At 43.3% G+C, this 11,373-nt stretch carries 7 protein-coding genes and 2 pseudogenes; all 9 read right to left on the reverse strand.

What is annotated here, in order from left to right; all coding sequences use genetic code 11:
- Positions 1 to 118 precede the first annotated feature (118 nt).
- On the reverse strand, positions 119 to 847 hold the full coding sequence (locus tag FJU10_RS10965; RefSeq protein ID WP_140965916.1) for an alpha/beta hydrolase: 729 nt from the start codon (positions 845 to 847) through the stop codon (positions 119 to 121).
- An 8-nt stretch (positions 848 to 855) separates the two neighbouring features.
- Positions 856 to 3,027: an alpha-galactosidase gene (locus FJU10_RS10970; protein ID WP_140965917.1), complete on the reverse strand. Its 2,172-nt coding sequence runs from the start codon at positions 3,025 to 3,027 to the stop codon at positions 856 to 858.
- Complete coding sequence (locus FJU10_RS10975; RefSeq protein ID WP_140965918.1) at positions 3,020 to 5,116, reverse strand: glycoside hydrolase family 36 protein; 2,097 nt, start codon at positions 5,114 to 5,116, stop codon at positions 3,020 to 3,022. Before FJU10_RS10975 ends, FJU10_RS10970 begins: the two co-directional genes overlap by 8 nt.
- 146 nt (positions 5,117 to 5,262) lie before the next feature.
- The gene (locus FJU10_RS19070) at positions 5,263 to 5,406 is read right to left on the reverse strand and encodes a hypothetical protein (RefSeq protein ID WP_189372305.1); all 144 of its coding nucleotides are present in this window, start codon (positions 5,404 to 5,406) and stop codon (positions 5,263 to 5,265) included.
- The gene (locus tag FJU10_RS10980; RefSeq protein WP_140965919.1) at positions 5,403 to 5,513 is read right to left on the reverse strand and encodes a maltose acetyltransferase domain-containing protein; all 111 of its coding nucleotides are present in this window, start codon (positions 5,511 to 5,513) and stop codon (positions 5,403 to 5,405) included. Before FJU10_RS10980 ends, FJU10_RS19070 begins: the two co-directional genes overlap by 4 nt.
- A gap of 181 nt (positions 5,514 to 5,694) precedes the next feature.
- Positions 5,695 to 8,065, reverse strand: a pseudogene (locus tag FJU10_RS10985) (phosphoketolase).
- A 178-nt stretch (positions 8,066 to 8,243) separates the two neighbouring features.
- Positions 8,244 to 9,665, reverse strand: coding sequence for an L-arabinose isomerase (gene araA, locus FJU10_RS10990; protein WP_411268838.1), 1,422 nt, complete (start codon positions 9,663 to 9,665; stop codon positions 8,244 to 8,246).
- Between the two features lie 108 nt (positions 9,666 to 9,773).
- Positions 9,774 to 10,481 carry an L-ribulose-5-phosphate 4-epimerase gene (locus FJU10_RS10995; protein ID WP_140965920.1) on the reverse strand — a complete coding sequence of 236 codons (708 nt, stop codon included), beginning with the start codon at positions 10,479 to 10,481 and terminating at the stop codon, positions 9,774 to 9,776.
- Positions 10,482 to 10,503: 22 nt separating this feature from the next.
- Positions 10,504 to 11,338 (reverse strand): annotated as a pseudogene (locus FJU10_RS11000) (FGGY-family carbohydrate kinase); the annotation flags it as partial.
- Positions 11,339 to 11,373 lie beyond the last annotated feature (35 nt).

Below are 11,373 nucleotides of genomic sequence, written 5' to 3' on the forward strand. Positions count from 1 at the left end.
TTGGTCCGACGTTCGACAGAATAATAACGGACGCTCTTGTTTCCGACACTATTCTATCATCTTTCAGACACAAATAGAAGATGCTACTTTTTATGAGGTTTTGCCAAGAATTTTTTACTCAAGAAGCACAAAAGTGTTTCAAGAAGATTTCTAAGTCGGAATTCCATAGACTGAAATCATGAAATCCCGGCTGCTTACGAAATGAAATCGGTGCTGCTGAATCCATTTCTTGTACACTTGAAAAGAATTTTTCGGTTTGTTCGCACAAGGGGTCTTCCACCCCACAGGCCAATTCCAGGGTAGGGGTCGCAATTTTTCGCTGGCGCAATTCTTGATAGCGTACCAAGCAATCATTTTCGCTTCCATCATCGCCCTTGGCAAAGACCATTTGATAGTGCGCTTCTTGACGCTCCTTTTTATAAAAGACAAAGGCAGGTGAGAAGCCACCAATTCGGCTATAGTTTTCACCATAACGCAGCCCTAACAGAATGGCCCCATAACCGCCCATGGAAAAACCAACAATCGCAGTTTTTTCCCGCTCTTGGGCTACACCGAATGTCTCTTTCATAACTTGATAGAACTCTTCGCCCACCGCTTGACCATAGTCTTCTCCATTCCCGTGATCGGTATAAAAACTATTACCAGCAAAGGGACAGAAGAAAGCAGTATTATAGGTTTTTGCGTATTGAACAAGTGGCGTATTTAAACACCAGGACCGCTGATCATAACCGAATCCATGAAGAAGAAAGACCGTTTTCGTCTGCTCATCTATCACCTCAGGCAAAACTGCTACATAGGCAATGGGACTGCTCAAACTCTTTGATTGAAAACTACCTTCTAGATACATTTGCTAGTTCATTCCTCTAACTTTCTTAAAATCCAGCGGGTACTAGCAAAGTCTGTTGTCGGTTTGGGAATGCTAAGTCCAATTGACATTAACTCGGCTCCGGTAAAAAAACGTTGACTGTCAACTAATTGGTAGCGAGCATTGTTTTCTAAGTTGATTGCTTTCAGCCGCTTGGGTACGGTATTGGCCTTTGCCAGAACAAACACGTGATTGAGAATCAAATAGTCTTCATCTTCTTGCTGCCAGCCATGTTCATTTGTAGCATCATAGACCGCTAAACGAACTAGTCGTCCCAGCTGCATTGTTCGACGATAGGCTTTGTACTCAGAAATTTGGCGGCTAATTTCTATTTTTTCTGCTTCTGACAAGGCTAAAAGATCCAACTCATAACCAAAGTTTCCTTGCTGAGCGACGATTCCTCGGGTTTTTAAACTGGTGATGCGACCAACTTGATGATTTGGTACCGCCGATACGTGACAACTCATGGTCGCTTGGGGATACAATAGCGAGGTCCCTTCTTGAATTGCGAGCCGTTCGATGGCATCAGTATCATCTGAGGTCCAAATTTGTGCACTATAGGCCAACATCCCAGGATCAAAGCGTCCTCCACCACCAGCACAAGTCTCCAACAAAAGTTCAGAAAAACGCTCAGTAATTGTAGCCAAAATCCGATACAAGCCCACTATATAACGATGACCCAACTCTTGTTGATGATTTGGTGATAAGCCTCGACTTCCCGCGTCTGTAATATTTCGATTCATGTCCCATTTCACGTAGCTAATTTGGTTTTCTGTCAATAATTTTGTTAAAACTTCAATCAAATAATCCTGAACTTCTACCCGAGATAAATCCAAAACATACTGATGACGGACTTGCTGGGGTTCTCGTTGCGCCACACGGATAATCCAATCAGGGTGCGCTTGGAACAAATGGCTCTTTGGCGAAACCATTTCCGGTTCAATCCATAACCCAAAGTCCAAACCTAAGTGGCAAATAGCTTGAATTAATTCTGCCAAACTGCCTCCTAGTTTCTCCTCATTTGGTGTCCAGTCCCCCAAGGAAGAATCATCATTATTCCGTTGGCCAAACCAGCCATCATCTAAGACAAACAGCTCCATCCCCAACTCTTTGCCAGTCGTCGCTAGGGCTAAAATCTTTTCTTTATCAAAATCAAAATAAGTAGCTTCCCAGTTATTCATTAGAATTGGTCGTTCTTTTTTAGCAAATTTCTTAGGCAATAGACACTCTTGGTAAAAGCGGTGATAACGCAAAGACAGTTCATTTAGTCCACCACAAGTATGAACCATGACTACCTCTGGCGTTTCAAAATAAGCACCGGGAGCCAATGCCCAAGAAAATGCGAAAGGGTTAATCCCGATTTGTAAACGGGTATTTTGATGCATATCCACTTCTGCTGAGGCCAAGAAATTCCCACTATAAACTAGGTTGAGCCCATAAAGCTCCCCGTGGTTCTCCTGACAGTCTGGTGCTAATAGCCCAATAAAAGGGTTTTGTCCGTGACCACTGGCTCCCCGCTTACTATCCACTCCTTGAAATCCTTGGGTCACTTTGCGCCGGTTTAGATGGGTTTCTCTTCCCCATGCTCCCCCTAACGTTAACAGGTCATAATTATCTGAAAGAAAATCTAGATTGACACTCATGCAGCGCTCGATTTGTACCTCTGTTATTCCTTGATTTTCAATCCGAACGTGCTGGGTAAACACATCATGCTCGGGAAAAATACTAATGATCAAAGTGACTTCCATTTGAGCCACACAATCGTATAAAACAAGCTGTAAGGATTGGGCGCTTTCGTGAAGCGTGGTAGGCAATCCCTTAATTTCCTTCTTCGTACTAATTTGATGCTTTTGATAACGTAAGTCGGACAACCGCGAACCGTCTGCAAGTTCCACCTCAAAAGCTGGTGTTCGTAAATCAGGATTACCAAAAGCTGGATATACTAAAGGAAGTTGTTCCAATTTAAAGTCTTTAATGCAGTCGGTATCTGCTAGATAACTCGCCCGTTGAATCTCTGTGACCACATAACTTAAGTCAACATTTCCCAGTTTTTCTCCAAAATAGTAAAAAGCCAAGTGGCCACTAGGTAAGATTCCTAGCGTGAACTGATCATTTTGGGAAAAAAAATGAAACTGTTGTGTTGCTTGATTAAATTCAATCATCTTCTTCCTCCTTGACAAATAAGAAGGCTGCCCCTTGGAAATCCTCTGTAAAATCGACTTGCAAAAGAGCCCCTTTTCTTTGGAGTGTGACACCCGCTCCATATTGTTGTTCCAAGCGATATTCCTGAGAAAATGGTATCAGTAAAGGTTTGGCTGCTTGAAAACTATGCACAACCAACAGAACTTCCTTATTCGTTCTGCCATAGCGTAGCACAGCTTGGGAGCCAGCAGGTTTACGGTAGGATAAAACGGGATTTCCATAGCGTTCACTACTTCCGTCTTTAATGATAGTAGCCACTCGTCGATAAAAGGCAATCCCGTCATCAATGACTTGCCACTGTTCACAAGAAAGTTCTTGGATATCCCCAGATAGACAAAGCCGTCCTAAGAAATTGGCACTAAGGATGTACTGAATTCGCTGTAAGGAGTCTGCTTGACGAATGACTGCCCACATTAGACTTTGGACCGGCGGGATTAGTTCGTGCAGGTTTCCGCCAATGATTGGAATGCACCAAGCTTCATGGGCATCAGAAAAAGAAGACAAATCCGTCCGTATTAGAAAAGAAGGTTCTAGTCGATGGCCCCCAGAAGAACAGTTTTCCATAATTAATCGAGGGAGTTTATTGCGAATGCGGTCAAAGAAAGCTTGACTTCCTGCCAATTGTTGGCGATTCGCTTCTCCTAAAGACTCCTCAGCGTCAAAGCCCGCGCCAAAGTTATCGTTGTAATCAATCTTTATATAACCTATTTGATTGTCTTCCAAGAATTGAATCACTTTTTCTTCTAGATAATGGCGAACCCAAGGATCATTCATCTGCCAAAAACGGCGGCCTCCAGTCGTGATTGGATAGCCGTCTTTTTTCAGCAAATGCTCTGTTTCGGAAAATACTTGCGCATCCCGACCGACAGTTTCAAATTCGAACCAAATGCCCGGTACCATACCAGCTGCTTGAATCGCCTGGATGACCGGTTTTATACCTCGAGGGAATTGCTCAGCATTAACAAGCCAATCTCCCATATTTTGTTCCCAACCTTTTTTGGCATCTGCATACCAGCCTGCATCAATCACATAGTAATCAATATCGTGCTCTTGTAAAATGGGTAATGCTGCCAAAACAGATTCTTCTGAAGGTTTCCCCCAAGTTGTACAAAACTCATTAAATAAAATCGGTAATTGTTCGTCTTCATGACTGATTTTATTTAATTCATTCGTGAAAAAATGATTTAATTGATTGCCACAAGTCACTTCATTCCCCAGACAGACGACTAAATAAGCATGAGGAGTTTCAAAACTTTCTCCCGGCGCAATTTTTTTCGTCCAACTACCAAAATCCCGGTCGGCTATTCCACCAGACAAACACAAGTCTTCATCCAAGCAATAGGCTTCCATTTGCCAAGAACCAGGATGCGCCAACCGCGCCGCCCAACTAACACCTGCTTGTTCATCGCTTAAGGCAACCGTGGGAAACCAACCTCGAACCGGCATGGAACCTACTTGTCCAAATTTTTCTACCCCAGCCCCAGAAGGTTTCCATGAGGGTTCCAATTGAAATTCCTCAATAGCTCGTTTTTCTTTGCGACCTTCAAAGGACCATTTACTGCGATAGCGAGTCAAGAATAGATTGCCCACTTGATTTTCCTCATAAAAAGGCGATAAACAGGACAAAGAAAAGCTACTCAACATTTCCAACTGTTGAACTTGACCACTTTGATTGCCAAATTTGGTAAAAGTTTCAATCACACCCGTTTGCTTGTCAACAAGTGCATAATGTTGGTAGTAATTGTTCTTTTGATCTCGAAGATTGGTGATAATCTGCCATGTTTCCTCATTTTCCTTGGCAGACTGACTTTCATAAACTAGCTGTTGCACCGTACCACTATTGCGCATAGAAGTCCCGGTAACAAAGCCTTTAGGGTAATCATCGCCGGTCACTTTTACTTGAATCAAAGAATCTACTTTTTGGCGAATTGGTAAAACGACCTCTGCGACTTTTTCACTGGGAACAATGATCCACTCACACCCACCATTCGGATTTTCATAATAGATAATCGTTGTCTCATTGATTTGATAACGTTGAATTTCTCTCATAATTAACTCCTATTCTTTCAATCAGTCTCCTCTTAAGTTAGTAAGCAAAAACTATGCCAGTTCAGAATCCTTTGCAACTCCCCTATTCCTCCATCTAAAAACAGCTTCTGTCGCAAAGTTACGACAGAAGCTGCATTCAAAATCATTTATTGGTCATAGTTTCCCATTAGCAATGCTCCCCAATGAGAAGCTGCAACTACAGCCTCATTTTGGGTACCTTGATGCAAGGTCAGTGCCACCGCTTCTTTAATATCAGCCAAATCGACTGAGCTATTTCGGTAAGCCCTCAAGATTTGTATTCATACAATAAATCACGGGTCTTAAAGCGCACTTCTAAAAGCTCCGGCGTTTGATGATACATCTCACCGGCAATCATCTTCTCAAGTCCAGGTTTCATTTCGTTTATCCTTTCTTATCTTGCAGTCTTACAGTTCTAGTGTTTATCCGTTCTTCCACTACAAAAAATAGAGAGGCTACCGAATTGGTCTATCAGTGCCCCCTCTCATAGAGAACTGACTTAAGTGGTTCTCAGTAATATCACACACCGAACTATTCAGTCTGAATTGCTAGTATTGAGATTATTTGTTTAAAGCTTCCCATTTCCAGTTAACAACTTCGTCAATATCCACACCATTAGCGCGAATGTAGTCGTGCTGGTAGTTAACAGTATCGGTCATCTTTTGAGCAAATTCAGCGGCAGCTTCTCCCTTGACAGCCAAAGCACCATCTTGTGCTAAGTGGAAACGATCCATTTCAGAGAAGACCCGCATGTCGAATGGTATTGTGATATCACCATTTTCTCGATTAGCCATGGATCATCAAATTGTGATTACGACGTTTGAAGAAGATATCTCGAACTAAGCCTTCATAGCCATGGAAAGCAAAGACGAATGGTTTATTGGCGGTGAAGTACGCATCGAATTCTTCATCAGTTAAGCCACGAGGGTCTTGAGACGGATGACGCAATTTCAACAAGTCCACCACATTGATAAAGCGAATCTTCATCTCTGGAAATTCTTTGTTCAACAATGAAACAGCCGCTAATGCTTCCAAGTTTGGTTCCGTACCCGCTGCCGCAATCACCAAATCAGGTTCATCGTCACCATCGGTAGAAGCCCAGTCAATAATTTTTAAGCCTTCACTAACCAATACTTCGGCTTCTTCCGCAGAGTAAAATTGTGGACGTGGGTGTTTAGAAGAAACGATCAAGTTAATACGTTCTTCAGAGCTCAAGGCTTCTGCCATGACCGCCATCAAAGAGTTGGCATCTGCTGGCAAGTATTCCCGGATGAATTCTGGTTTTTTCTCAGATAGATGCGTCAACAAGCTAGGATTTTGGTGAGTATAGCCATTATGGTCTTGTTGGAAAACAGTTGAAGTCGCAATCAAGTTCAATGAAGGATATGGTTTCCGCCACTTATGGTCTGCGGCTTTCCGTAACCATTTGAAGTGTTGTGTAATCATCGAGTCAGCCACTCGCAAGAAGGCTTCATATGATCCGAAGAAACCATGACGACCAGTCAAGACGTAGCCTTCCAAGAACCCTTCAAATTGGTGGTCGGATAATTGGGAGTCAATTACCTGACCAACCGGGGCAATCCATTCATCGTATTCTGGTTTTTACGCTTCCATCCATTGACGGTTCGTCACTTCGAAAATTTCTGCCATAAGGTTTGATTTGGTTTCATCTGGGCCAAAAATCCGAAAGTTATCTGGATTTTCTACAATCAAGTCTTTGGCAAACTTCGCAAATTCCGTCATATCTTGCGCTTCAATGACACCCGGATTAGAAGTATCAATGGCATGTTGTTTCCAGTCCGTGATCTTCATTGATTTTGGCTCAATACCGCCGTTGGTGATTGGATTCATGGACATCCGCTTATCCCCTTTTGGAGAGATTTCTCGCACGGAGTCTTTCAAGGTACCATTTTCGTCAAACAATTCTTCTGGCCGGTAAGATTTCATCCAGTCTACCAAAGCGTCTACGTGTTCCATATAATGGGCATCGACTGGGATTGGCACTTGGTGAGCCCGGAAACCACCTTCGATTGGTTCACCAGCCCAAGTTTTAGGACCCGTCCAGCCTTTTGGTGTGCGGCAAACGATTACTGGCCAGTTAGCGATTGTCGCATCTTCCGCTTTACCAGCACGAGCTTTGGCTTGAATATCTTTAATCATGGTGATGGCTGTATCCATTGTTTGCGCCATTGCTGGGTGAACTTTTTCGGGATTGGTGCCACCGACAAACAATGACGACCAGCCCATCCCTTCAAAGTATTTTTGCAAGTCTTCGTCAGATTTACGTTCCAAAATCGTTGGGTTAGAGATTTTCCCGCCATTCAAGTACAAGATTGGCAAAACAGCCCCATCATTGACTGGATTGATAAAAGAGTTTGAGAACCAAGAACCAGCTAATGGGCCCGTTTTCGCTTCCCCATCGCCGATAACCGCTGCGGCGATTACATCTGGGTTGTCCAAGATTGCACCAGTCGCGTGAAACAAAGTATACCCTAATTCGCCACCTTCGTGAATAGAACCCGGTGTTTCAGGGGCTGCGTGGGAAGCAATCCCCCCAGGAAATGAGAAAATCTTACACAAGTGTTTCAAGCCTTCTTCGTCTTGACTTGCTTCGGGGTAGATTTCAGAATAACTACCGTCAACATAAGAGTTTGAAACCATTACTTGTCCACCGTGACCAGGTCCTTCTAAATAGAACATGTTCAAGTCAAATTTATTGATGACACGGTTCAAATGAGCGTAAATGAAGTTTTGCCCAGCAATCGTACCCCAGTGGCCGATGGGATGGATTTTCAAATCCCCTTCTGAAATTTCTCTAGTCAGCAACGTGTTGTCTTTCAAATACATTTGCGCAACTGAAATATAGTTGGCTGCCCGCCACCAGGCATCGACTTTTGCTAAATACTCTTTGGAATCATAGTTCACTGTCATTGGTTGATTCGCTCCTTTTTTGTTTGTAGTAAAAATTACTTAAATGCTTGCAAAAAAATTTCTACAAGATTATCAAATAGTATATTTTACCTTTAATATCTCAAAATGATGCTCGGCTTTGCATCAAGCTTGTTTTAGCAAAAGCCGAGAATCATTCTTTAATCAAATTTTGCCACGCTTACTTAATCGTGACGAACTCCAAGTTCACCATCTTGGCCCAAGTTTCAATTTGATCTGCTGTTAGATTCAAAGAAACTACCGTGTGATGCCCACCACCCGCTTCAATCCAAGCATGGATTCCTTGTTTGAAATCAGGACGTGGTGTCCACATCACCCGAGCCACTGGCAATTTAGGTGCTGCTTCCGTTGGTTCAAAAGCATCCACTTCATTAATCAAAAGTTTGTAATGGGTGCCAAAGTCTACCATGGAAACGACCACACCAGCGCCAGCTTTTCCGTCAAAGACCAAACGTGCTGGGTCTTCCCGATCCCCCATAGACAATGGAGAGACGACAATTTTCGGTTTATTAACAGCTAGAGTTGGGTCAACTTCCATCATATGAGATTGCAGAATAGCTTCTTTACCTGCTGCCATTTCATAGGTGTAGTCTTCCATAAAGCCAGTGTTTTCCCCACGAGCCATGACTTTCATCAAACGATCAATCGCTGCAGTTTTCCAGTCACCTTCCCCTGCAAACCCAATCCCCTCAGCCATCAATCGTTGAACAGCCAAACCTGGTAATTGTTGCATACCGTACAAGTCTTCAAAGTTGGTAGTGAAAGCATTGTAGCCGCATACTTCTAAGAAACGGCGAATTCCGATTTCTTGTTTGGCTTGGACTTTCACATGGGCTTCCCAAATCTCATGGTCATAATCACCATATTCAAAATCATACAAGTCTTTGTATTCAGCAAACAAAGCATCCACTTCTTCAGCGGTAACCGCGTCCACATATTGAACCAAGTCGCCAATCCCGAAGTAATCCACTGTCCAGCCAAATTGAATTTGGGCTTCGACTTTGTCCCCTTCAGTAACGCCAACATTACGCATGTTGTCTCCAAAACGAGCCACTTTAATATTGAAGCTTTCATTGTAAGCCACAGCTACATCCATCCAAGCAGCGATGTCTTCTTGTACTTCAGCATTTTTCCAGTAGCCCACAACAATTTTGTTGTTTTTCTTCAAGCGAGCATTGATAAATCCGTATTCCTGGTCACCATGAGCACTTTGATTCAAGTTCATGAAGTCCATGTCGATGGTACTCCAAGGAATACTTTCGTTAAATTGAGTAGCCAAGTGGAGCAATGGTTTTTGCAACATTTTGGTACCGCGAATCCACATTTTAGCTGGTGAGAAGGTATGCATCCAAGTGATGACACCGGCTACTTCATCCCAGTAGTTGACTTCTTTCATAATTTGGGTAATCGCGTCAGCAGTTACTGCCAAATCTTGTAAGACGATTGGGTAAGGCAATTTACCACTTTCGTTTAAACCATCGCAAATTGCTTGCGCGTCTTTTTTTACTTCTTCTAATGCTTCTGGTCCGTACAAGTGTTGAGAACCAACCACCAGCCAAAATTCTTTTTTGCCTAATTCCATGATGAGTTTCGCTCCTTTAAACATTTTATTTGATGGTAAGTGGACTGATCTTTAGAAAAGTCTCCCACCATTAATCCTTTAAATCTAGGTTTTGCCTGATCTAGCCAATCAATGACTTTGACCATTTTGACCATAGTAAGCATTGGCTCCATGTTTGCGAAGATAGTGTTTATCCAAGATTCGTTGCGGTAATTCAGGGGCGAAGGTATTGAGTTGTCGAGCCATATAATTGGTATGACAAACTTCATCTAAAACCACCGCATTCATCACAGCAGCATCTGCATCTATGCCCCAAGTAAATGGTGCATGGCCGTGAAGTAAAACCCCAGGAACTTCAAGTGGTTTCAAGCCCCGCTCGTTAAAAGTTTCCACAATAACATGACCGGTATATTCTTCATAACCTTTGTCGATTTCTTCTTGGGTCAAAAAGCAGGCACAAGGTACGCCACCATAAAAGGTATCCGCGTGAGTCGTTCCCATTGCCGGTACGTCAATACCGGCTTGGGCCCAGGCTGTGGCGTAAGTGGAGTGCGTGTGGACAATCCCACCGATTTCAGGGAAAGCTTCGGACAAAACCACATGAGTTGGCGTATCAGAAGAAGGATTCAATTCACCTTCTACCACATTGCCATCTATATCACAAACCACCATATCAGACGCTTGCATAGTTTCATAGTCTACGCCACTAGGTTTAATGACAAACAGGCCTGATTCGCGGTCTACTTCAGAAACATTGCCCCAAGTGTATTTCACTAGGCCATGCTTGGGTAGAGCCAAATTCGCTTTAAAGACTTTTTCTTTTAACGCTTCTAACATCAACGACGCTTCCTTTCTTTAATTAAATCAAATGGTCAATGGCTGCTTTTTCAATTGGCAATCCATTGGCGTAGCGTTTTACGTATTCATCAAAGTCAGCCACATCTTCTGCAGCTGGGGCAATGGTAGTCCCCTGGTCATTGGCAAAAACTTGATTTGCCAAGTAGTTATCAAGGCTTTCTTCATTTCCGTGGTTAACAGGATAAGCTGCTAAAAGGGCAATCCCCCAAGCACCACCTTCACCGGCAGTTTCCATCACCGTGACCGGGGCATTCATCACCGCTGCTAAGACCCGTTGGCCAACAACTGGCGTTTTGAAAATCCCACCGTGACCCACAATGGAGTCGATTTCCACTTTTTCTTCTTTTTGCAAAATATCCATACCAATCTTCATCGCCCCAAATGTGGTGAAGAGGTGCAGACGCATAAAGTTTGCTAAGCTGAAGTTACTTTCTGGTGAGCGGACAAACAATGGTCGTCCTTCTGGCATCTTGGTGATATTTTCCCCGGAATAATAACCATAAGACAAGAGGTCACCGCATTCGGCATCCCCTTCTAATGCCGCATTGAAGAGTTTGGCGAACATTTCGTTAGTGTCGATTTCTATACCAGTCAAATCGGCAAATTCCCGGAAGAGTTTCCCAAGCATTAATCTCAGAAGTACAGTTGTTAGTGTGAACCATCCCTACCAATAAGCCTGCTGGAGTCGTCACCAGATCAATTTCTGTATGTACCGCAGTCAATGGTTTTTCCAAGACAATCATCGCAGAAGCAGAGGTCCCGGCCGAAACGTTCCCAGTGCGTTCTTTCACCGCGTTGGTGGCTACCATCCCGGTCCCCGCGTCTTCTTCAGGTGGAGATAGCAATAGGTAATCTTTTGAGGTCATTTCCA

The organism is Enterococcus sp. OL5 (assembly GCF_006491895.1).
GTDB lineage: Bacteria > Bacillota > Bacilli > Lactobacillales > Enterococcaceae > Enterococcus_D > Enterococcus_D innesii.

Excerpts from the sequence above, each read along its gene's own strand:
- FJU10_RS10965 (WP_140965916.1), bottom strand. The coding sequence starts at position 847 with ATGTATCTAGAAGGTAGTTTTCAATCAAAGAGTTTGAGCAGTCCCATT.
- FJU10_RS10970 (WP_140965917.1), bottom strand. The coding sequence starts at position 3,027 with ATGATTGAATTTAATCAAGCAACACAACAGTTTCATTTTTTTTCCCAA.
- FJU10_RS10975 (WP_140965918.1), bottom strand. The coding sequence starts at position 5,116 with ATGAGAGAAATTCAACGTTATCAAATCAATGAGACAACGATTATCTAT.
- FJU10_RS10980 (WP_140965919.1), bottom strand. The coding sequence starts at position 5,513 with ATGAAACCTGGACTTGAGAAGATGATTGCCGGTGAGATGTATCATCAA.
- araA (WP_411268838.1), bottom strand. The coding sequence starts at position 9,665 with ATGGAATTAGGCAAAAAAGAATTTTGGCTGGTGGTTGGTTCTCAACAC.
- FJU10_RS10995 (WP_140965920.1), bottom strand. The coding sequence starts at position 10,481 with ATGTTAGAAGCGTTAAAAGAAAAAGTCTTTAAAGCGAATTTGGCTCTA.